The 22,967-nt window shown below is 37.4% G+C and carries 24 protein-coding genes, 1 pseudogene and 1 riboswitch; of the genes and pseudogenes, 21 read left to right on the top strand and 4 right to left on the bottom strand.

Going from position 1 to position 22,967, the window contains the following annotated elements:
- Nucleotides 1-26: 26 nt before the first annotated feature.
- The 8 genes from M3600_RS13985 (at nt 27) to M3600_RS13950 (ending at nt 8,145) form a co-directional block, all read left to right on the top strand.
- Nucleotides 27-1,754: an ABC transporter ATP-binding protein gene (locus M3600_RS13985; RefSeq protein ID WP_251646459.1), complete on the top strand. Its 1,728-nt coding sequence runs from the start codon at nt 27-29 to the stop codon at nt 1,752-1,754.
- Nucleotides 1,747-3,573, top strand: coding sequence for an ABC transporter ATP-binding protein (locus M3600_RS13980; protein WP_251646458.1), 1,827 nt, complete (start codon nt 1,747-1,749; stop codon nt 3,571-3,573). Before M3600_RS13985 ends, M3600_RS13980 begins: the two co-directional genes overlap by 8 nt.
- A gap of 171 nt (nt 3,574-3,744) precedes the next feature.
- Nucleotides 3,745-4,170 carry a hypothetical protein gene (locus tag M3600_RS13975; RefSeq protein WP_237943400.1) on the top strand — a complete coding sequence of 142 codons (426 nt, stop codon included), beginning with the start codon at nt 3,745-3,747 and terminating at the stop codon, nt 4,168-4,170.
- Nucleotides 4,171-4,839, top strand: a complete 669-nt coding sequence (locus tag M3600_RS13970; protein ID WP_237943402.1) for a PspA/IM30 family protein — start codon at nt 4,171-4,173, stop codon at nt 4,837-4,839.
- 80 nt (nt 4,840-4,919) lie between these two features.
- The gene (locus tag M3600_RS13965) at nt 4,920-5,615 is read left to right on the top strand and encodes a M50 family metallopeptidase (protein WP_237943404.1); all 696 of its coding nucleotides are present in this window, start codon (nt 4,920-4,922) and stop codon (nt 5,613-5,615) included.
- A gap of 95 nt (nt 5,616-5,710) precedes the next feature.
- The gene (locus tag M3600_RS13960) at nt 5,711-6,385 is read left to right on the top strand and encodes a response regulator transcription factor (protein WP_237943406.1); all 675 of its coding nucleotides are present in this window, start codon (nt 5,711-5,713) and stop codon (nt 6,383-6,385) included.
- Nucleotides 6,375-7,802, top strand: a complete 1,428-nt coding sequence (locus tag M3600_RS13955; protein ID WP_237943408.1) for a sensor histidine kinase — start codon at nt 6,375-6,377, stop codon at nt 7,800-7,802. The genes M3600_RS13960 and M3600_RS13955 overlap by 11 nt, the downstream gene beginning before the upstream one ends.
- Nucleotides 7,803-7,928: 126 nt before the next feature.
- Nucleotides 7,929-8,010, top strand: a riboswitch (cyclic di-GMP riboswitch).
- A 15-nt stretch (nt 8,011-8,025) separates the two neighbouring features.
- Entirely contained in the window at nt 8,026-8,145 is a 120-nt protein-coding gene (locus tag M3600_RS13950) for an anti-repressor SinI family protein (protein WP_233317003.1), read from the top strand.
- Nucleotides 8,146-8,215: 70 nt separating this feature from the next.
- Here the strand turns inward: M3600_RS13950 and M3600_RS13945 are convergent, their stop codons facing one another.
- Nucleotides 8,216-9,781, bottom strand: a complete 1,566-nt coding sequence (locus tag M3600_RS13945; protein ID WP_251646533.1) for a histidine kinase N-terminal 7TM domain-containing diguanylate cyclase — start codon at nt 9,779-9,781, stop codon at nt 8,216-8,218.
- Between the two features lie 245 nt (nt 9,782-10,026).
- Here M3600_RS13945 and M3600_RS13940 point away from each other — a divergent pair, with 245 nt between their 5' ends.
- From M3600_RS13940 to ahpF, 5 genes are all read left to right on the top strand, one after another.
- Nucleotides 10,027-10,656, top strand: coding sequence for a Ger(x)C family spore germination protein (locus M3600_RS13940; RefSeq protein ID WP_251646457.1), 630 nt, complete (start codon nt 10,027-10,029; stop codon nt 10,654-10,656).
- Between the two features lie 29 nt (nt 10,657-10,685).
- Nucleotides 10,686-11,216, top strand: coding sequence for a Ger(x)C family spore germination C-terminal domain-containing protein (locus M3600_RS13935; protein WP_311315919.1), 531 nt, complete (start codon nt 10,686-10,688; stop codon nt 11,214-11,216).
- Nucleotides 11,217-11,370: 154 nt separating this feature from the next.
- Nucleotides 11,371-11,673, top strand: a complete 303-nt coding sequence (locus M3600_RS13930) for a hypothetical protein (protein WP_233317005.1) — start codon at nt 11,371-11,373, stop codon at nt 11,671-11,673.
- A gap of 457 nt (nt 11,674-12,130) precedes the next feature.
- On the top strand, nt 12,131-12,694 hold the full coding sequence (gene ahpC, locus M3600_RS13925) for an alkyl hydroperoxide reductase subunit C (protein ID WP_233317006.1): 564 nt from the start codon (nt 12,131-12,133) through the stop codon (nt 12,692-12,694).
- 12 nt (nt 12,695-12,706) lie between these two features.
- Nucleotides 12,707-14,236 carry an alkyl hydroperoxide reductase subunit F gene (gene ahpF, locus M3600_RS13920; protein ID WP_233317007.1) on the top strand — a complete coding sequence of 510 codons (1,530 nt, stop codon included), beginning with the start codon at nt 12,707-12,709 and terminating at the stop codon, nt 14,234-14,236.
- 69 nt (nt 14,237-14,305) lie between these two features.
- Here the strand turns inward: ahpF and M3600_RS13915 are convergent, their stop codons facing one another.
- Both M3600_RS13915 and M3600_RS13910 read right to left on the bottom strand, forming a co-directional pair.
- Nucleotides 14,306-14,782, bottom strand: a complete 477-nt coding sequence (locus tag M3600_RS13915) for a hypothetical protein (protein ID WP_237943414.1) — start codon at nt 14,780-14,782, stop codon at nt 14,306-14,308.
- A 297-nt stretch (nt 14,783-15,079) separates the two neighbouring features.
- Nucleotides 15,080-16,051 (bottom strand): AraC family transcriptional regulator, encoded by a 972-nt coding sequence (locus M3600_RS13910; RefSeq protein WP_233317009.1) that lies wholly within the window; start codon nt 16,049-16,051, stop codon nt 15,080-15,082.
- Between the two features lie 141 nt (nt 16,052-16,192).
- Here M3600_RS13910 and M3600_RS29195 point away from each other — a divergent pair, with 141 nt between their 5' ends.
- The 4 genes from M3600_RS29195 (at nt 16,193) to M3600_RS28970 (ending at nt 20,102) form a co-directional block, all read left to right on the top strand.
- Nucleotides 16,193-18,208, top strand: a complete 2,016-nt coding sequence (locus M3600_RS29195; RefSeq protein WP_237943418.1) for an alpha-L-rhamnosidase-related protein — start codon at nt 16,193-16,195, stop codon at nt 18,206-18,208.
- 18 nt (nt 18,209-18,226) lie between these two features.
- Nucleotides 18,227-19,090 carry an MFS transporter gene (locus M3600_RS13900; RefSeq protein ID WP_251646451.1) on the top strand — a complete coding sequence of 288 codons (864 nt, stop codon included), beginning with the start codon at nt 18,227-18,229 and terminating at the stop codon, nt 19,088-19,090.
- A gap of 46 nt (nt 19,091-19,136) precedes the next feature.
- Nucleotides 19,137-19,529, top strand: coding sequence for an MFS transporter (locus tag M3600_RS13895; protein ID WP_251646449.1), 393 nt, complete (start codon nt 19,137-19,139; stop codon nt 19,527-19,529).
- A gap of 450 nt (nt 19,530-19,979) precedes the next feature.
- Nucleotides 19,980-20,102, top strand: a complete 123-nt coding sequence (locus M3600_RS28970; RefSeq protein WP_267913447.1) for a hypothetical protein — start codon at nt 19,980-19,982, stop codon at nt 20,100-20,102.
- A gap of 69 nt (nt 20,103-20,171) precedes the next feature.
- Here the strand turns inward: M3600_RS28970 and M3600_RS13890 are convergent, their stop codons facing one another.
- A complete protein-coding gene (locus tag M3600_RS13890) occupies nt 20,172-20,618 on the bottom strand; it encodes an Rrf2 family transcriptional regulator (protein WP_251646446.1) in 447 nt (148 codons plus the stop codon).
- 226 nt (nt 20,619-20,844) lie between these two features.
- On the opposite strand from M3600_RS13890, the gene M3600_RS13885 reads away from it, so the two are divergent.
- From M3600_RS13885 to M3600_RS29370, 4 genes and pseudogenes are all read left to right on the top strand, one after another.
- Nucleotides 20,845-21,414: an NAD(P)H-dependent oxidoreductase gene (locus tag M3600_RS13885; protein ID WP_251646443.1), complete on the top strand. Its 570-nt coding sequence runs from the start codon at nt 20,845-20,847 to the stop codon at nt 21,412-21,414.
- A 67-nt stretch (nt 21,415-21,481) separates the two neighbouring features.
- Nucleotides 21,482-22,121: pseudogene (locus tag M3600_RS13880) on the top strand (NAD(P)-dependent oxidoreductase).
- A 356-nt stretch (nt 22,122-22,477) separates the two neighbouring features.
- Complete coding sequence (locus tag M3600_RS13875) at nt 22,478-22,768, top strand: hypothetical protein (protein WP_237943425.1); 291 nt, start codon at nt 22,478-22,480, stop codon at nt 22,766-22,768.
- 74 nt (nt 22,769-22,842) lie between these two features.
- Nucleotides 22,843-22,967: transposase (locus M3600_RS29370; protein WP_396953814.1), on the top strand; the 125-nt coding region annotated here is incomplete at its 3' end.

Raw genomic sequence — 22,967 nt, 5'->3', positions numbered from 1 at the left:
CGTTTCCTGTTTAAAGGGGAGGTACTATGAAGGAATTAATGGGTTTTCTGAAGCCATACTGGAAAATAACCATACTGGCACCACTGTTTATGGTGCTGGAGGTGTCGATGGATTTGCTTCAGCCATTTTTAATGGCGCAAATCGTCAATGAGGGTGTGATGAAAGGGGATTTAGAGACAATTCAGCGCACTGGCGGGCTGATGATTCTTGTCGCATTTATCGGTTTGATTGGCGGTGCAGGCTGTACGGTGTTTTCCAGTACGGCATCGATGAATTTTGCCACCGATTTGCGAAAAGTAGTTTTTGATAAAGTGCAAAGCTTTTCTTTTCAAAACTTGGATAAGTTTAAAGGAGGCAGTTTAATTACGAGGCTGACGGCCGATATAGTCCAGCTGCAAATGTTTGTGATGATGGTTTTGCGCAGCATTCGCTCACCGCTTTTGACGATTGGAAGTGTTATTATGGCATTTACTATCAGCTTTAAGCTTGCGTTAATATTTGCCGCAACTATTCCTGTTTTATTTATTATTCTTTATCTGCTTATTCGAAAAGCCTTTCCTACCTATAATATAGTTCAGCAAAAGCTGGATAAGGTTAATACTGTCCTCCAGGAAAATTTGATGGGTATTCGAGTAGTTAAAGCGTTTGTACGCTCTGATTTTGAAAATAACCGGTTTGGGCAAGCAAACGAGGATTATACAAATAATGCAGTCAGGGCAGCTCGCATTGTATCCTTCAATATGCCTGTGTTAATGCTCATTCTTAATTTCAGCCTAGTTATTATCCTTTGGTTTGGAGCACATCAGACGTGGAGCGGATCTTTACAGGTGGGCGATCTTATTGCCTTTATTAACTATGTGACACAGGTGTTGTTTGCTGTGATGATGATTGGCATGATGATGATTACGATTTCCCGCTCAAAGGTGTCAGCAGACCGCATTCAAGAAGTTCTCCATACAGACCTGGATTTAGTGGATCATCAGCACGCAGACCAGCAAGCAATCGTGAAGGGGGAAGTAACTTTTGACCGCGTATCTTTCAGCTATGATGGACAATCTGAAGTGTTAAAGGACATCAGTTTAGTTGCAAGGGCCGGCCAAACTGTAGCCATTCTAGGGGCGACTGGTTCTGGAAAGTCTACAATGGTGCAATTAATTCCGAGATTATATGATGCGACAAGCGGCACGGTTATGATTGACGGCACAGATGTTCGTCATATTAAACTGGAACATTTGCGGACATCTGTAGGTGTAGTTTTACAGCAGTCCATCCTGTTCAGCGGCACAATCCGGGATAATATTCGTTATGGAAAACCGGCTGCAACACAAGCTGAAGTTGAATTAGCGGCGAAAGCAGCATGTGCCCATGAATTTATAATGACTATGCCAGATGGATATGATACTGTACTTGGCCAGAGAGGCATGAATTTGTCTGGAGGGCAAAAACAGCGGATTTCGATCGCCAGAGCGCTGTTAGTTCGCCCCGTAATCTTGATTCTAGATGATAGTACAAGTGCAGTTGATTTGGGAACTGAATCCCGCATACAAAAAGCACTAGGGGAATTGCTGGAACATAGCACTGCCTTCATCATTGCTCAGCGTATTTCTTCTGTAATGGAGGCAGATAAAATTGTCGTCCTGGAGGATGGAAGGATTTCCGCAGAAGGCACGCATGAACAGTTAATGAAAACTAGTGAAGTGTATCAGGAAATATACCGCTCCCAGCTGGGAAAGGAGGAAGTAGTTTATGAATGATCGCAAAACAAACATGCCTCCTCAACAGATGGGGTTAGGAGGGCCGAAGCATTTCCGCGGAAACTTGCCAGTTCAGAGGGCAAACAATATGAAGGAAACATTGGTAAGAATATGGCGCTATATTGGTCATCAACGGAAAGGATTAGTGCTGGTTGTATTCTTGACAATGACAACAGCAGTTTTAAACCTGCTAGGTCCTTACTTAATTGGTGTTTCAATCGATAAATATATCATCACTCGCGACGTAAACGGCCTTGTTTGGTTTTGTGCCGGCTTGCTTGGTGTTTATATATGCAGCTCTATTGCTACCTGGCTTCAATCTTATTTCATGGCAGCTGTTTCTCAATATACAGTACTTGCAATGCGCAAAGATATGTTCGCCAGGCTTCAAAAGCTGCCTTTGCATTTTTTTGATAGACAGTCACATGGAGAATTGATGAGCAGAACGACAAATGATATGGAAAATGTATCAAATACGCTGAATCAAAGCTTTACAACATTAATATCCAGCATTATGACACTGATCGGTGCATTATGCTTTATGCTTAGCCTTAATATTGGATTGACATTGTTAAGCTTTGTAACAATTCCAATTGTCATGTTCCTGACATCAAAAATTGCTAAATTTACGAGAAAATACTTCACTAGCCAACAGCAGCATTTAGGAGAGCTAAATGGGTATATAGAAGAAACTATTTCTGGACAGAAGGCAGTTAAAGTCTTTCATCGGGAGGAAAAGGTGAAGGAAGAGTTTCAGGACATTAATGTAAAGCTTCGCGAGGCATCTATCCGCGCACAAATCTATTCAGGGTTTATGGGCCCTGTCATGAATGTAATGAAAAACGCTAGCTTTGCAATCATTGCCGCAGCAGGCGGCTGGATGGCCCTTGAAGGCATGGTTACAATTGGGGTGGTTGTTAGTTTTCTTTCGTATTCAAGGCAGTTTAACGATCCAATCAATCAAGTAGCAAACCAATTCAATATGCTTCAATCAGCAGTGGCAGGGGCGGAGCGTGTTTTTGAAATAATTGATACTCCAACAGAATATGCCAAAAAGCAACCTGTCAAAGTTGTAGAGGATTTGACAGGAGAAGTCATTTTTGAGGACGTTTCTTTTGGTTATAAAGAGGGACACTCCATATTAAAGAATATCACTTTAACTGCAAAGCCTGGTGATACGATTGCCTTAGTTGGGCCGACAGGTGCAGGAAAAACAACCATTGTTAACTTATTAACGAGATTTTACGAGATAAGCAATGGCAGAATCTTAATAGATGGAACAGAGCTTCAAACAATCAGCAAAGACAGTCTGCGCCGCAAATTAGGGATAGTATTGCAGGATGCGTACGTATTCTCTGATTCTATTAGGGAAAATATCCGCTATGGCCGCCTGAATGCTACAGATGAAGAGGTGGAACAAGCGGCACAGCTTGCCAATGCAGATGGATTTATCCGTAAACTGCCAATGGGCTATGACACAGTTCTGACAGCAGAAGGAGGAAACTTAAGTCAAGGTCAACGACAGCTGTTGACAATTGCCCGGGCCATACTAGCAGATCCTGCTGTGTTAATTCTGGATGAAGCAACAAGCAGTATAGACACACGAACTGAAATGCAGATCCAATCAGCTATGAGCGAGCTTATGAAAGGACGGACCAGCTTTGTTATTGCCCACAGGCTTAGTACAATTCGGGAGGCAGACAAGATTCTTGTACTAAAAGACGGCGAAATAATCGAGCGTGGCGCCCATGATGAGCTAGTAGAACAAAAAGGCTTCTATTATGATTTGTATACTAGCCAATTTAAAAAGGTAATTTAATAGAATGAGTAAGGAAGACAGGACAGCACATGATGAGTGCTGTCTTTTTTGCTGTTCGGCTTTTAGAATAAACAAATTCAATAAAAGATAGAATAGCTCTATCTTTTCACCATCTTTTCACTAAAGGCTACTAAACTACCAATATGAACAAAGAAAGGAGGAAACAAAACAGTGAATGCTAGATTGAAAAAAGGTATTTTCTGGGGAGCAATTGTTGCTTCTATGACGCTTGCGATAAGCTTTATCTTTAATCTGATTGGGGGGACAACAACACTTGCTGCAGGCTTTCACGATCATGGAGGCCCAGGAGAAACGGTGCTGCATCATCACGATGTAGTTGTGCGTGAACGAGTTTTAGTCGGCTATCATAATGAACCAGCATTTCCGTGGATTTGGACCCTCATTATTATTATCATCCTGATAGCAGTGACTGTCCTTGCCGTTAAAAGCTTCAGGAAGAAATCGCAAGCTTCTTCGATGCAGCAATTTATTGATACTTCCATCATGAGTACACCAAAACCGTCTGTGAATTATACGAATGCAACGATTTTAGATGAATGGGAAAAGAATAACGCAGAAAAAAAGGAGAGAATGTAAATGGGTATTTTTAAAAGAATAAAGACAATTGCTAGAGCGGATATTAATAGTTTATTAGACAGCATGGAGAATCCAATTGCGATGCTGAATGAATACACTAGAGAAATGGAACAGGAGCTTAGCAAGGCACAGTCCGCTTTATCTAGACAAATCTTTGTGGAAAAAAAGCAAGCGGCACTTATTTCACAAACAAAGGAATTAGTGGAAAAGCGAGTCCGCCAAGCGAAACTGGCTCTTGAGAAGGGTGATGAAGGGATTGCTAAATTGGCAGTGCAAGAAAAAATCAATTTAGAGACTCAGCTTAATCTTTATGAACAGCAGCTAATCACACTTAAGGAACAAACGAATATTTTGAAGGAAAAATTCAATGAGCTCCAAGTAACTTATAATGAGCTTCAGCATAAGAAAATTTTACTTGCATCCCGTGCAAATGCAGCAAAATCAATCAAGCAGATTCAAAAGGTTACTATTGATTTTAATGGCGAAACAATCACAAAAGGTATAACAAGAGCAGAGGAAAGAATCCTCTTTATGGAAGCAGAAGTGCAAGCAGGCAGCTATACTTCCAACCCGCTAAACAGCTATAACAAAATAAGCTTTTCCAATGTGAGCGATGAGGAAATCGCCAAAGAACTAGACAAGCTTAAAGCTGATAAAGAAGCAATATGAGTGGTTGACAAGAAGGGGAAGTGCCTGAAGTAAAAATAGGTGCTTCTCCTTCTTTAATAAACGTGAAAGGAGCTAAAAAAATGAGAGAAACAATTCAAGACTTACTTCAAATCAATCCTATATCTTATCTAAGTTATGACAAGGCACTGCCAATTTTTATTTATCTAGCAATAGCATTAATTGTGTCTGTCATTCCGATTGTTAAAGCTTGCTTTTCTATTTGGAACACTTTGCTATTGAATATTATCAGCGATATAGCTGCTGGCAGAAAAATCAGGGGCATTAAGAAGAAGAAACAGCTGCTTGAGGGTGAAGCAGACGGGAAAACATTAAAAGCTGCTTTTCATATGTATTTAGGACACACAGGCGCTTTAATAGCAGCTACTGGTTTATTTTACTTAGTTTCAAAGCAGCAGTACGAATTTATTTTCTATATATTAATCGGGCTTCTTGGGTTATCGTTGTTGTTCTGGATTCGCAGCTTTGTCGGCTTTGTCTGGGCCATTCTTTCTATTGCCATGCTAACAGCACCGTTGTATTACGGCGATGAAACGATCATTATGCATGGTGCGATATTTCTAGCAGCTATTATCCTTGTTCAATCTGTCCTCGGGTCCTTTGTTCAGCTGAAAAGCAGCGTTTCTAATAGAAAGTTAATGAAAGGAAAAGGAATCTTCGGAAGGCTTAAGTGGGTCCCAGCAATGATGTTTGGAGTAGTGCTGATTGGCCAATCTCTTTATGCAGGCTTTTTCATTGTTACTACTTTCTTAAGTTAATTTTAAGAATATGTTGCTAGGATTGGCAGAAAGTGAGTAAGACTTCAGACTTATAATAGATACAAGAAATAATAAAAAAGGAGGAGGAGTTTTACATGAACATACTCTTAGCGGAAGATGATTTCCAGCTTGGTGAGCTAGTTGAATATATGTTAAAGAAGAAGGGCAGCTATAAGGTCGATTGGGTTACGGACGGGGAAGACGCATACGATTACGCGAAAGCCTCACACTATGATATATTGATATTGGATTGGATGATGCCTAATGAGGATGGTGTGTCTGTTTGCAGACGGTTAAGATCCAGCGGCTATTCTGGAGCAATCTTAATGCTGACTGCTAAAGATGCTGTAGAGGATCGAATCATCGGATTGGACGCGGGAGCAGATGACTATCTTGTAAAGCCCTTTGAAATTGAAGAGCTCCTTGCCCGCTTGCGTGCTCTGTCCCGACGCAATTATGCACCTATTCTTGAAGAGCAGCTGTCCATTCATGAAATGCAATTAAACAGGCTCAGCCAGACAATCTCCAATGGAGCAGAAGAAGTACAGTTAAGTCCTCGTGAGTTCCAGATGCTCGACTTGCTCGTGCAAAACCGTGGACAAGTGCTGCCAAGGGAAGTGATTCTTGACAGGATTTGGGGTTTGGATGCAGATGTATCCATGAAAATAATTGATGCAACAGTCAAGCTGCTCCGCAAGAAGTTGGACATGATTGGTCAAAATGGGCTGCTCCAAAGTATAAGGGGGGTAGGTTATAAATTTGAAAGCTAAAATAGCGTCACTTGTTTCTATCTGGAAAGGACGAGACAACCAGGATATCTTTAAAAGCACTCAATATCGGCTGACTGCACTTTACAGCGGCTTGCTAATGCTGTTTTTGCTCCTGTTCATTATTGTTGTTTATTTGCTATTATATTTTACTATTTTTAAGGAGCAAGAACGCGAGCTGAAGGTGACTGCAGAACAGGAAGCAACCAGTATTGAAGCCTATTTGACACAGACAAATCAAACTAATCTTCTTGAATTTCAAAACCAGAAATCACTGGAGAAGGATGTAGATCAGTTTTTCTTTTATGTTGTTAATACTTCTGGTTCACTTGTTCTGGGAGATGAAACGGTGTCTGATTCCCGGTCTGAAATTTTAAACAAGCTGGATGGCTGGGATCCTTCTGAAAACGAAATTCGCAGTGAAACGATAAAAGTGGACAATATAACAGCCGAAAGAAGATTTAAAACGAGAGGCAGAGTAGAAGAGTTTGAGTCAGATCAAAAGCAAGAAACCGTGCGGCTCCTTGTAGCAGCACAGCCTATATACCATCATGGCCAAGAAATCGGCTTGCTTTACATAGGTAAGGAAATCTCGTTTGCGTACCAGCTTTTTAAAATGCTTCCCTTTATCCTGCTAGGGATAGCCGTTCTTTTTATGGGAGTCGCTATTTATATCAGCTACTATATGTCCAAAAAAGCGATGATTCCGATTTCAAGAACGTTTGCGAGACAGAAGGAGTTTGTTGCAGACGCGTCTCATGAATTGCGGACACCGTTGAGTGTGATGCTATCTTCTATAAATGCAATGGAAATGACAGCAGAGTTTAAAGAAGAGGATTATTCACACAAGCTTCTTTTAAATATGAAAAATGAAGTGAAAAGAATGACCGGTTTAGTCGGAGATTTATTAACAATTGCCCGATCAGACATGGAGAAAATAGAGTTGGCAAATGAAACCTTCGATTTTTGCCCATTAGCAAAAAAAACAATCCAATCTTTAAAAATGCTTGCTGATTCGAAACAAATTAAATTATACTTACATGCCCCTGAAGCACTGATTGTGCATGGAGATTCACAGCGTTTTACACAGCTGTTGTATATTCTAGTAGATAATGCAATTAAGTATACTCCGAACGGCGGAGAAGTCTTGCTGTCATTGGCTGCTGATGGGAGAGAACTAGTGGTGGAAGTTAAAGATACTGGCATCGGAATCGACCCGAAAGATCAGCAGCGAATCTTTGACCGTTTTTATCGCACAGATAAATCAAGAACAAGACAAGTCGGGGGTCATGGCCTTGGGCTTTCTATTGCAAAATGGATTGTCGACAGCTATGCAGGGACGATTCACGTAAGCAGTGAAATAGGCAAAGGAAGTGTGTTTTCCATTAGAATTCCTATACAAAAAGAAAATGATAAATAATCTGTTTGATGACAGGGAAAGAGCCTAATCTTTAGGAGAGGTTAGGCTCTTTTTGCGTTAGTCGAAAATTGTCGATAAAAAACAGTTTTGTATTTATAGAATTTTTTGTAAAATTAAAATATAAGAATAAGTAAAGGGCAAACTGCTTGAAAGAGTAGGGCGCAAAGCAACAGATCTAAGGGATTTCTATGATGGCTGTGCTGCCTAAAAACCAGGAGGGCGTATGGCTGACACAAGTGCTGAATTAAAATTGGATATGGAATGGATTCAATTAATAGTAGAAGCAAAAGAACTTGGATTAACGATTGAACAAATTAAAGAATTTATTAACCAGCAGAGCTAAGCGTTTTTAACATACATATATGGATAGAAAAAAGGTCAAATCTATAGATTTGACCTTTTTTATTACCAGCTTATTGTTTGATAAATTCCGGCAAAAACATTTGAGCATTATTTCGTCCGCTCCGTTTGGCAGTATAAAGTGCGGCATCTGCTTCTCGCATTAAAGTTTGAATAGTTTCGGCAGCATCATTTGTAATAAAGGCTGTATGGGAAACACCTAAGCTTAAAGTAGTATATATATTTATTTCGTGAACGGTGGCGAAGCTTTCTGAAACTTTCAGGCGGATAACATTGGCTAAACGGTATGCTTCATTTAAGGACGTTTCTGGAAGGAGGATGATAAATTCTTCTCCTCCGTATCTACCAATTATATCTTCGTCACGAATGGTTTTCTTTGCTACTTTAGCTACATGAGATAAAACGATATCTCCAGCTTCATGTCCGTATTGATCATTAATTTTTTTGAAAAAATCTATATCAAACATAATGAGAGAGACATTTGCTTGAATTGTTGAAGCTGAAAGCATTTCTTCTGCTTTTTTTAAAAAATAGGTACGGTTGTATACTTGTGTAAGGCCATCAATAGATGCAAGCTGCTTGAGCATTTTTTGCATTTCTATCTTTTCTGTAATATTAACAAACGAGACTATTTTCCCTATTTTCCCTAACCTATTATCCTCGACAAGAGAGAAATGTACTTGATGATAAATGTTTCTATTCCCTTGATTCCATTCATAGTCACAATCTACACCTTTATCAATAATCTTCATAAGCTTTTGGTTGCCTATAAGAAGGCTGCTTAAAGGTTTTCCAATCACAGAAGCATTTAGACTTGGAATGATAGGAAGTATAGCATCATTATAATCAAGGATTACACCATTTTGATTTAATACAATAACCCCTTCTTTCATTCTCTCAAATACAGTATCCCTAAATATTGGCATTACATTGAACATCTTGAAGGTCAGAAGAGCAATAGAATGAAATATAAAGGATAAGCTCATGGATACTGGTCCAAGATCAATTCCATAAGGGCTTAGATTGTTTAAGTAAAAATAATTTGCAATAATTGGGAAAATTAAGCCTGCTGACATAGTAACTATTTGTATTCGAAACATAAAGGAAGCATTTTTCAGTTGTTGTAGCAATGTAATAATACTAACAGTTAAACAGAAGAACATATAAAAAGCATGAACATAAAATAATGGTCCATATTCCAACTTTAAGATAGGAAACGGTACATCGCTTCTTAGCGCAACAGAAGAGTAGTACAGATGGTGAAGGTCATTGGTTGCTTGCATGAAAATTGTAAAGCATGGAATTAGAAATAGGATGTAATAGTTCCACTGCTTTAGCTTTTGGCCAACGTATTCCAAACACATTAAAAAGAGAAAGGCCGGAATAAAAGGCATAACAAGATACTCCATAGTTACCCAAAGTTTTATTGTCTTAAGAGAGGTGCTTGATAACTCAAAGACATAAAAAAAGGAAAATATAGAGGAAAATAAAGTTGCATATTGATAAAATCTGGCACCTGGTGCACCTTTCAGCTTAAAGTAGGAAAATATGTACAGAAATAAGCTTAAAGAACCTGCAACAATAACCAATAGTATATAAAAAATCAATTCGTTATACATCAAATTGTAGTACTCCAATAATTTTAAATGGATCTAACAAAAACTTGGCTGATTATATTAGTATGTCATTCTTCAATTATACTTTAAGATACTGCATTAGGTAAGCTATTTTAGAAACTATTGAATAGTGATGGAGTACCTTCGTACACCATGTTCATGCAAAAAAGGCATCAGTAATACAAAAAATAATAAATAACATCCTACATAGGAAACTTTTAACATCCTTATACAGGCGAGGGATACTTATGAAATTATTTAAATTAACAGTCATAATAAGCTTTTCACTGCTATTTTTAACAGGCTGCTGGGATAGAGCGGAGCTATCAGAGGTGTCTATCGTAACAGGTGTGGCAATCGATAAAGGAAAAACGAAAAAATACAGGTTAACCATTGAGACCACGGAAGCGAGAGAAATGAATTACCAAACTGCAACAGGCATGGCCCCATCATTTGTTTATTCATTAGAGGGGGATGCAGTAGGAGAAATTGCTCATAAATTTAATATATCTAATGCATCTCGTCTAGTTTACTCTCATATGAGACTCCTTGCAATTAGTCAGGAAGTGGCGGAAACCGGCACGATGGACTTCATGGATTTTTTTGACCGCAACAGAGAAATGCGTGATGACTTTAGTATAGTGATCGTTAGAGGACAAGATGCAGGAAGTTTGTTGGAAGTTACAAATATGTACAAAAAAAGCCCGTCCTTAAAAATCTTTACACAATTGAATACGATGCAGAAAGAGTGGGGCGGGGCACCTGATATTAAGTTAAATGATTTTGTGCGTTTATATAATGCACAAGGTCAGTCTCCTGTCCTTGCAGCAGCCCGATTAATTGGTGATCCAAAAAAGGCGGAAATGTTGAGAACTTAAAGAGTGAAGTCCCTGAGAGTTCAGTAGTTATTGACTCAATTGGCGTAATCAAAAACGGTAAACTCGTTGGTTTTGCAACATTAAAGGAAGTTAGAGATATGCTCTTTATTCAGGGAAGAATAAAGAATACAGAATTGACGGTTAAATGTATTAAGGGAGATAAGAAGTTTGGCTATCGTATTACTAGCACAAAAACAAAGGTAACAGCGAAAGAGAAAAATGGCCTTCCAACCTTCCATGTTAAAATTAAGGCAGAAGGCTATTTAGAAAGTACAGGTTGTACAAATGAATTTAAAAAGGAGTCTGCTTTTGAAGGACAGGAAAAAGCTATTAACAAAATGATGGAAGACGAGATAATGCGATTTATTAATAAATCTAGAGAAGAGTATAATGCGGATATATTTGGTTTTGGAGAGTTTTTACGAGAACAAGATTATAAGCACTTTAAGAAATACGGAGTTCAATGGGATCAAGGCTTTGCCAAAGCAGATATAAATATTACTTTCGCTGCAGAAGTAAAAAGAACTGGTTTGAGAAGCAATCCATATATGATGAAATAAATAATTGATATTCACGTGAACCTCGACCAATATGTCGAGGTTTTAAACTTTCTTTTAAAATAATTTACTTTAATGGTAGCTTACGTTATTATACGTAGAAATACTGTGTACATAAATATTCTATGTACTTCACTTTTGAATGGAGTTTAGAGAAATGAAAATATCTTTTTTAGGTTTATTATTACAAATAGTATTCGTTCTGTTGATAACCATGTTTAATCATGTGCGCGTTTTTGTTATGGAGCAATACTCTATCTATCATGTAGCTTTATTTGAGTTGTTTATAGGTTTGGGTAGCTTTATTTGCGGAATTATCGGGCTGGTAAAAAAAGAAAATATAATGCTTTCCTTTTTTGTTATGGGGTTTGGGCTGCTGATTTGCATCTATTTTGTTTTTATATATCTATTAGGAGAAGCGGGGAATCCACCACCTATTCGGTGGCTTTATTTTATCTAAAAATTTGTTGTTCACATGAATTTATAAAAAAGTAGCCATTGGTAACAATAGATATTAGAGGAACAGCTTATTTTCAAAGCTTATCTTTCTTAGAAACGAAGAAAAAAATCATTATAAATCAAAAAGACTTTAAATTATTGTTTATAATTTTTAATTGAAAAAATTCCTACTTAAAAAATGCCGATTTCTGTTGTTCAATTGAGAATAACTGCTGATGAATAGTAATGAAATTCGGCAATAAATGAATTAAACTACAGCGTCCTTATGAGAAAAAATGTTGATTTTATCGATTTTTTGATAGCCTTTTCATTTTATCTAGATTAAAATAATTACATTTTTTATTTGATTATAAATAATGATTGTTTTATAATACTAATTATTAATTTAATATTATTAAGTTATAAAATTTATTGTTAATTTAATAATACATCAAATCACTTTTAGGAGGAAATTTTTTATGTCATTAATCGGTAAAGAAGTAGCAGAATTCTCAGCTAAAGCATTTCACAACGGTGAGTTCATCGATGTTTCTGAACAAAATTTAAAAGGTCAATGGAGTGTAGTTTGTTTCTATCCAGCAGATTTCACATTCGTATGCCCAACTGAATTAGAAGACCTTCAAAACCAATATGGTGCTTTGAAAGATCTTGGAGTAGAAGTTTATTCTGTATCTACTGACACTCACTTCACACATAAAGCATGGCACGATCATTCTGATGCTATCGGAAAAATTGAATACATAATGATCGGTGACCCTTCTCAAAAAATCTCTCGTATCTTTGATGTGTTGAATGAAGAAGAAGGCCTTGCTGATCGCGGCACATTCATCATCGATCCAGACGGAGTTATCCAAACAGTTGAAATCAATGCAGACGGAATTGGCCGTGATGCAAGCACGCTTGTAAATAAAATTAAGGCTGCACAATATGTTCGCAACAATCCAGGTGAAGTTTGCCCGGCTAAATGGCAAGAAGGTTCTGAAACACTTAAGCCAAGCCTTGATCTTGTAGGAAAGATCTAAGGAGTGTCATCAATGATATTAGATGGAGACATTAAAGCACAATTAGAACAATATCTTCAGCTGATGGAAGGCGACGTTTTATTAAAGGTTAGTGCAGGTACTGATAAAGTATCTACTGATATGCTTGCTTTAGTAGATGAACTGGCAACTATGTCGCCAAGAATTAAAGTAGAAAAGACTACTTTACAAAGAACACCAAGCTTCAGTGTTAACCGTATCGGAGAAGACACTGGTGTCATCTTTGCAGGAATTCCATTAGGCCATGAATTTACTTCATTAGTTTTGGCACTGCTTCAGGTTAGCGGAAGAGCTCCTAAAGTAGACCAAAGCTTGCTAGACCAAATTAAGAACATCAAAGGCGAATACCATTTCGAATCGTATATCAGCTTAACTTGCCATAACTGCCCAGATGTTGTTCAAGCATTGAATGTGATGAGCATTTTTAATCCGCAAATATCACATACAATGATTGACGGCGGAGCATTTAAAGAGGAAGTGGAAAGCAAAGATATCATGGCAGTGCCAACTGTTTTCGTAAATGGTGAGCCATTTGGCAGCGGCCGTATGACTTTAGAAGAAATTCTTAATAAAATCGGCAGCGGTCCAGATGCTTCTGAACTTTCTAGTAAAGACCCTTACGACGTACTAGTTGTCGGCGGCGGTCCAGCAGGTGCTAGTGCAGCTATTTATGCAGCACGTAAAGGGATTCGCACAGGGCTTGTTGCTGAACGCTTTGGCGGTCAAGTAATGGATACATTAGGTATTGAGAACTTCATTAGTGTGAAGCATACTGAAGGTCCTAAGCTTGTTGCCAGCCTTGAGGAGCATGTGAAGGAATACGGCATTGATGTAATGAACTTACAGCGTGCTAAGCGTTTAGAAAAGAAAGATTTAATTGAATTAGAGCTGGAGAATGGTGCAGTTCTTCAAAGTAAATCTGTCATTCTTTCTACAGGAGCTCGTTGGAGAAATGTAGGCGTGCCTGGTGAAGCTGAGTTTAAAAACAAAGGTGTTGCGTACTGCCCTCACTGTGACGGACCATTGTTTGAAGGAAAAGACGTAGCTGTTATCGGCGGCGGTAACTCTGGTATTGAGGCTGCAATTGATTTAGCTGGTATTGTAAAGCATGTTACAGTGCTTGAATTCATGCCTGAACTAAAAGCAGATAAAGTACTTCAAGATCGTCTATACAGCCTTCCAAACGTTACAGTATTAAAGAACGTACAAACAAAAGAAATTACCGGTACAGATAAAGTAAACGGTATTTCTTATATCGATCGCGATACAGAAGAGGTTCATCATGTTGAACTTCAAGGTGTGTTTGTTCAGATTGGTCTTGTGCCAAATACTGACTGGTTAGGTGACACAATCGAACGTACTCGCTTCGGTGAAATCGTTGTAGACAGACACGGTGCTACAAACATTCCTGGAGTTTTTGCTGCAGGAGATTGTACAAACAGTGCTTATAAACAGATTATTATTTCCATGGGATCAGGGGCAACGGCGGCTCTAGGCGCATTTGATTATCTGATTCGCAACTAAATATAATATAAAAGGCTTTCGGTAACTAGTTTGCCGAAAGCTTTTTTTTACCTTCTATTTGTTCCCCTATCATAGCTTCCGTAACCTGTCACTGCTCCGTTCAACAAGGAATTGTAATAAATACAATAAAGGAGCTTTCATAAAGAAATAAATAAAAAACTGCACATTGTTAAAGCGAACTAATGTATAGTATTTAAGTTTCTTTGCAGCAAAAGTATAAGGAAATGCGAAAAAAGCATGTATTAATGCATTGATTATCATAAACTTTTTGAAATTCCCATAGGCTATCTTTAATGTCCACATGGAAATGAAAATAAATGGACCAGTATTAAAAGGCAATTCATCGACCCAATAGGTGTTTGGCTTATTATAAAAAACCCACCACTTACGGTCTTTGCCAACTTTTGCATGCAAAATTTCAATAATGCCAATTATTAAGGTAGCAGGAAGAAATCTTTTTATATTTTTAACACTGATAAAATATAGCGACAACCATGAAATCGTAACCATACAAATATTAAGTAGCGATTGAATTTTAAATGACATATTGAACCCTCACACTTTTTTTATTAGGATTCTTTTTTTAGTATTTATTATTCATAAAAAGTGTTTTCCGTACACTGCTGTAGTACTGAAAAGTCTGTTTGATATTGGAGGGCATACAGCTTGAATAAGAGCAATGAAAGGAGAAAATTTTCATACGCCAAGCATGCTAGATGGAGAAACCACAACCTCTGCTAGCGCGCCATTTTCAGAAAAATGATTTTTTAACTCTTATAAGAAGATAAATCCCCTTCTAAATTAATGTTAGAAGGGGATTTTTAAAACAACAGTATGCTCTCCTTATCGTGTTTTCCGATAGTGCAAAGGAGTTTCTCCATATTTCTGCTTAAACATTTTGTAAAAATAACTGGGATCATTATAGCCGATTTCATAAGTGATATCTGCAATTGGCATATTCGTTTCCCGCAGCAGTTTTTTTGCTACGCTTAATCGTTTATCGTTCAATAATTCAAAAAAACCTTTCCCTAAATTTTGTTTAATTTTAGAAGACAGGTAGTTTTTATTAAATTTAAATGTTTTTGCAAGGGAAGCAAGTGATACATCCTGATAATGACAGTCTATGTAGCGGATGATTTCAATCATTTTACTGTCCATCGTGTTCTGCTTCTCGCCCCAAGCCCGATTTTCCAGTATACGACTCAGTTCATAACTTAATATGGAAAAGTAATGTTTCATAACCTCCTGTTTGAAATGCTTTTGATTAAAATATTCAACCATCATATTCCGTAGTACGGATAAAATCGTCTCTTTTCCTGACACATCAATCAGTAAAAAAGTGCTGTGAGCGGATTTTTCGCGAATAGCATTAAGCAGAAATTCGCTGAAAATCGAATGTGATTGGAAAGAGTCAAACAAAATATCCATCGAGAAAAAATTCTCATGTACTAAAATATTGATTAAAATATCATTTTCTCCAATATTATCAACTTTTTGGACCACATCTTTATCCATTACGATAATGTGGTCCTTTTTTAGTTCAATTTTTTCATCATTAATATACTGCGTACAGTTTCCAGAATACATATAGTTTATTTCAACAAAGTCGTGGGTGTGTGCTGGAGTGTATGAAAATCTTTGCTGTTTATTGATAAAAATATTTCCCTCAAGAAAAAATGCCTCTTTTGGGATTTTCGGGACTTTTTGAAGGGCATAAGGAAGGTTTAACTCGTTAATATTTTGTTTTTCTTTTCGTTGAATCTTTTCAACTTCTGTATGGCTGAAAAGGTACTCATCTAATGTCGATAATTCCATGTGCTTAATATCCTTTCCGAATATTTTACTAAACCTGAACAAAGACCATATTTTCAAGAATAAATGCCATTTTATCTAGATTTTATTTAGATTATACTTCGTATGTAAGCGTTTCACAAGTAGTGAGAAAGGATGAAAATAGTGAATTATTGGATTTGGTTTCCAGGAGATTTTGAAATTTACCATATTATGAAACAAAATTTTAGTCGAGAAGAACGTGGCTTTGATTGGCCTGCCTATTGGTTTACAGCTGGTTGGAACCATAATGTTAAGTTTAAACAAACGTATCATCTCAAAGAAAAGACAACTTTTACGGTACATGCTAAGGGGAAGGGACATGTAGCTGTTACAAGACGGGAGGAGGCTGGTAGTGAACAAGTCGATAAATACCCATTTGAACAAACTATTACTTGTAATCCAGGTAAAATAACGGTTGAAGTGATTGTTTGTCATTTGGAAGGATTGCCTAGTATCTTTGTGTGCGGGCAAACTATATTTTCTGATGAGACTTGGTTGGCTTCAAACTATATCGAATCAGATCAGGCTGTAGGTGTAAGCGCTCTTTTTGTGGATAAAGAGCAAGATCCGATGGAATTTCCTTACACATATGAACAGAAGACACCCTCGAAGATTGAATATGTAAATGGAGGTACATTGCTAGATTTCGGTCATACCATTACAGCAAAAACAAAAGTGACTTTCTCCGAAAGATTTCAACCTATTACGTGTTGTTATGGTGAGAGCAGGACAGAAGCACTTGATGTTAAGGACTGTTACCTCAAACAAGTGATAAACACTCGTGATGATAAAGACCTTGAACTATTGGAAGAAAACACTTTTGTTACCCGACTGCGAGCGTTTCGCTATATCTTTTTACCCAATGTAATGGAAGATTCAGTAATGATTACTGCTATCCGGCAATATGTTGAGTTCGGCGGAGTAAGTCAGTTCCACTCATCAGATCAGCAGCTCAACCAAATTTGGGAGGTTGCCGATCGCACTTTCCGTACTTGCAGTGATATCTTCTTTTTAGATGGAGTTAAACGGGATAAATGGGTATGGTCGGGAGATGCCTATCAAAGCTATTTCATTAATCGCTATAGTTTTTTCAACAAAGAAATTGTTGAGCGGACAATTCTTGGGCTCCGCGGTACCAATCTTATGCAACAACATCTTAATACAATTATCGATTATTCCCTGTATTGGCTGATAAGCATTGAAGAGTATTATCAAACATTTAGTGATCGCAGATTTATTGAGGGAATTTATCCGAAAATGGTATCCCTGCTGCAATATTGTGAATCCCAAACGAATGAACACGGTTTTATTTACGGTAAACCAGGTGATTGGGTGTATATTGATTGGGCAGAGTTTGATATTTCAGGCCCGCTCTGTGCAGAACAAATGCTGCTGGCCCGTGCTTATCAAAGCATGATGAGCGTTGAGAAAGCATTGGGAATGCCAAATGGAGACTTACAAGCAAAATCAGAAAAGCTAATAGCCAATATCCATAAATATTATTGGGACGAAGAGAAGGGCGGCTTTATAGACAGTTATGAATCTGGTAAACGGAACATAACAAAACATGCTAACATCTTTGCCATACTGTTTAATATAGTTGATGAAAAAAAAGCAGCGATTATTAAAAAGAATGTTTTATTAAATCCAGCAATTAATGATATTCATACACCGTATTTTAAGTTTTGGGAGCTTGAAGTAATGGCACAAATTGGTGAATATTCGTATGTCCTTGAGCAAGTTAAATCCTACTGGGGCGGGATGTTAGCTGAAGGTGCGACGACTTTCTGGGAATATTACGACCCTAACGAAACAGGTGCCGAAAAATATGCAATGTATGGTGATAAATATGGGAAAAGTCTCTGTCACGCATGGGGGGCCAGTCCTATTTATTTAGTCGGGCGTTACCTGTTAGGCGTTCAGCCCACAGCACCAGGGTACAAAAGCTTTGAAGTGGCTCCACAAGTAGGCCTTTTTAAAGATTTCTCCTGTGAATTGCCAGTCGGAGCAGGGCAAGTAAAAGTTGAATGGAGCAAGCAACAACTTACTGTTACAGCAAACGTATCTGGAGGAGTTCTTCATCTAGCTAATCGAATTATTCCTATCGAAAGAGAGCAGGAATTAATTATTAACTTATAAAAAAGGGAGTAAATGAATATGGAGAAATCACAAGATAAGCTTTCAGGTAAAGACTGGTTTTTAGCAAGTGTTGCAGGTGTTGCTTCCTACCTGGATGCCGCATTGCTTGTCAGCGCCGGCATTGCTCTAGCAATTTGGTCTGACCATTTCGGCATTAATCCATGGTGGACAGGAGTTATCAGCACAGCGCTAACCCTTTCTGTTGCGATCGGGGCATTGTTTGGCGGCCGTTTATCTGATAAATTTGGCCGGGTCCGTGTCTTTAACATCGATATTCTGCTTGTAGCAATCGGCAGTATTATCATCGCCTTTTCTAATAGTATGCCAATGCTACTCATTGGGTTAATTATCGCAGGACTTGCATCAGGGGCAGATCTGCCAACATCGCTTGCTGTCATTACGGAGCGTGTTTCACCGAAACATCATGGTAAAGTTATCACTATTACGGAGATGTTTTGGATTCTCGGGATTCTCCTTTCACAAGCACTTGGTTTCTTAACTTCTACCATGGATATGACAGGGACACGGGTGTTGTTCATTTGGATTGCCGCAATAGCCATGATTAATTGGGGCATTAGGGTGTTTTCCAAAAAGTTTCGTCAAGTTGAACATGAACTTTACGAACAAAATGCACATGAAAATAATCGCGCTCAACCAGCACAAAAAGTTTCCATCAAAGCAATTTTTGCTTCCAAAAAGTATATGGTGCCGCTCATCTCGATTACTGGTTTTTATCTGTTTTGGAATATCCCAACAAATACTTGGGGCTCGTTCGTCAATTATTTCCTTGTTACCATTAACGGACGGACCCAATCATATTCAACTGCACTAGGCTTCTTTGCCAACCTTGCTGCAATTGCCGTTCTCTTTTTCATTAATTAGCTGATACTAAATATCGATACACAATGATGCATACCGGAATTTTTCTTTGTGTTCTGTCTTTCGTGATTTCTGGAATTTTGGCGGAACATCATGGATTATTTTCTCTGCCGCTTACTTTATTTACTCTGCTTGTAATAACTTACATGGAGAATCAATTTATAAAATTTGGACCCAATCATTCTATCCGCCAGATTTGCGGGCAAGCGTCACAGGCTTTTCAATTGCTGTTGTCCGTATTTTAACAGCGGTGTGCTCTGTATTTACACCAGTCATTATGAACTACTCACCAGACCTTCTAATGTGGATGCTAGTTGCCTCACTAGTCATCTGCTGGGCATTCGCAGCTGCAACAATAAAATTAGTAAAAAAATATAATATTCACGATCCTGGAATAAGACATTCTGTAACAAATAAGGATACTGGTCTTTCACAAAGGTGATTTTGATTTAAGAAGTCTCATGTTTCTTAAGAGTTAACATGAGACTTTTTTGTATGTAGTTAATTGGTTGCTGCTTGTGTTAAGTGACAGATAACATAATTTATTGTTAGATTTCATTAGAAAACTAAAGAATTCTTATAGACAGGTACTTATATTCTGAACTCTTCAAGGATATTCTGTTAAAGAAGTGGCTAAAGTATTATATTGGTCGAAAAGAATAATTAAGGGACTTTAAGTAGTGGGTTACGGAGAATAAGAAAACAATCAATAATCGATGGAAACTATAGGGAGTGACATTAATATGGATGTTTACTCCATGATTTTAATATTTTTTCCCTAGTGTACGTGTGAATTTGCCTGATTGTACGATTTTTTTTGTTTTGAATTCTTTTATAATAAATGTATAGAGGAGGATACGGACGAGTGGAATAAAATAAGGAGCTGACAAAAATGAAAAATAAACTAGTGTACGGGATTGTATTCAGTGTTTCACTTCTGGCAGGGTTTATTTTATTCTTTGCGGAAAAGAGGTACAGCAAGGAATATAAGAATAACAACAATACGAGTTTATAGTTATCCAACAGTTGGAGCGTACAAAAAGAGAAGTCTGCATTTAACAGACTTCTTTTCATTTTTATAGCACTATTTAATGCTTTCATGATTCTTTTCTTTTTCAATAATATCTTTTACAACATCGTCAATGGTAATATGACTTAAAGCTTTCTCCATTGCTGATTGAGCAATGGTAAAGAGAGGAAGTACTGCGTCTTGTATATTTCTTCCAACAGGACAATCAGGGTTTGGGTTGTCGTGTATACTAAAGAGCTCTTTTTCTTGAACGACGTTTACAGCTTTATAAACATCATGCAAAGTAATCTCAGATAACTTTTTTGCTGCTTGAGCTCCGGCAATTCCTGGACGGACGTTAATTAAGCCGGCATTTTTAAGCATGCCCATTATCTTTCTGATAACAGCGGGATTTGTATTTACACTGCTTGCTAGAAACTCAGAGGAGTTAACACTTGTTTTATTTATTTCAATAAGAGTCAGTATATGAATACCAACAGCAAAACGACTGCTGATCGACATGTGAAACACCTTCCTAACGATAAGTTCAATTTTCATGTAATTATTCTGGTTACAACTATATTATACCTAAAAATCTTAAAAAGTCTCGGGAAAAACAATTTTATATACCTGTTGACAAGTTAGATACATGTAACTTATATTATTACTTGTAACAACTATTGATACAAGTGATTAACTGTGAACGAAGTTATTAATGATAAGCATAGAAAAAAGTGGAGGAATGGTAATGAATCATTTAGTTATTTATGCACATCCAAACGAAGAAAGCTTTAACCATGCTATTCTCGGTACGGTCGTTGAGTCTTTACAAGAGAAAAGTCATGAAGTTATTGTTAGGGATTTATATGCAATTGGGATAGACCCGGTTTTAAAGTTTGATGGTAAGGGTGAAGTAGATCCAGAAATTAAAAAAGAACAAGAATATATCAGCAAAGCAGACGTTATTACACTCATTTATCCAATCTGGTGGACAGGAATGCCGGCTATTTTAAAAGGCTATATTGACAGAGTGTACTCCTACGGATTTGCTTATCAGTACAATACTGATGGTGGTATAGATAAGCTGCTAGCAGGGAAGAAAGGTCTTATTATCAATACTCACGGAACACCGAAGGATATTTATGATTCTATTGGAATGACAGAAGCACTAAAGAAAACCTCTACAACAGGAATATTTGAATTTTGCGGTATTGAAAGTGTTGGTCATTTAACTTTTGGCAGCGTTCCTTCAGTGGATGATTCAACAAGAAAAGGAATGCTTGAAGAAATTAAAAACGAAGTAAACTCATTGTTTTAACTAAGCAAGTAGCCTTTAGGTGGAAGAGTTGTAACTATTAAAATTATAATTATAGGAGGAGTTTATAATGAAAATTGCAATTATTGGTGCTAGTGGTAAAGCAGGAAACTTAATTTTAAAAGAAGCAGTAGAACGGGGCCATGAGGTTACAGCAATTGTAAGAGACACTGCAAAAATACAAAATCATCAGGTAACTGTCGTTGAGAATAATGTTTTCAATTTGAAAACAGAAGATATTCAAAATTACGATGGTAGTAAATGCTTTTAATTCTGCTCCAGGCCAAGAAATCCAGCATATTGAGGCAGGTCAGGTGCTGATAGAAGCGTTAAAAGCTGCCCCAAACACTCGACTAGTTGTAGTAGGTGGAGCAGGAAGCTTATTTGTAGATGAAACGAAAACAATGCTTGTGCTGGAAACATCTGAATTCCCTAAAGCTTATTATCCAACGGCTTTTAATATGGGAGAAAACTTAAAAGAACTGCAAAATACGAATGATATTAACTGGACATATATTAGTCCAGGAGGTTTCTTTAATCCAGAAGGCAAGCGCACAGGATTCTATCAAAAGGGCGGAGATGTTCTTTTTCTAAACTCTAAAGGTGACAGCTATATCAGTTATGCCGACTATGCAATCGCATTATTAGATGAAATTGAAAATCCACAACATAAAAACCAACGCTTTGCTGTTGTTGGGGAAGCTGAATAATTTTAGATTTCGCCAAAAACCGACCTGTATATAGGGGCGGTTTTATTCATGTTAATAAATTATGCAAATCAGATTGTAATTGGTAGTAGAGCAGACCTGTCCAGTGGCGGCAGTATTTAATTTTGGTAAGAAGAAATCTTTCAGATAACTGCACACCTCAATGTAGTGAAAAGAATTAGATTTGAAAGTATTTAAATACAAAGCGTTTAAGCAAAGTGAGAAAGAAAGAGAATGATAAGCCGAATATGAGGGTATGAATGTAGTGAGGAAGTATTTATATAGTCAATAATTTTATAATACTTGCCTAAAAGGGCAAAATAATCAAGTTCATTCTATACAAAAGGAGAGAGTTAATATTGACTAACATCTATAATCTATACAGCTCAGACGAAGATCACTTAGGCATTAGCAAATCCTTTCATATTCAATGCGATTTACCTCCGCATAAATTCCGCCAAATTATGATGGAGTATCGCCGCAATAACACAGTAGGAGATGACATTCATTCATTTGTCCATTATTTAAAGGAATCATTTCCTGACTCGTTAACTACCTTTGACTATGATGATGTCATCCAGTTTGATGCAGACCAAGAGAATAGTGCGATTCTTGCTAACTTAACAGATCAGATGAATAACTCAAAATAATTTAAATGAACAGCTCTCCCTGAAGTGCACCCCAATTGTTAGACGAAGGTCTAACAATTGGAGGTGCCTTTTTTATGGCCAAATTTTCAATAGAAGAAAAAATTAGTGCCGTTTTGGAATATATAGATGGTGATGATGGCGTAAATACAATAGCGAGAAAAATTGGGGTTAGCTATGCTCTATTCCAAGATTGGATTAA

Source organism: Niallia sp. MER 6 (assembly GCF_023714395.1).
In the GTDB taxonomy this organism is placed as follows: Bacteria; Bacillota; Bacilli; order Bacillales; family Cytobacillaceae; genus Niallia.
The sequence above is the reverse complement of the archived record's forward strand: the minus strand, read 5'-3'. Positions and strand labels throughout refer to the sequence as shown.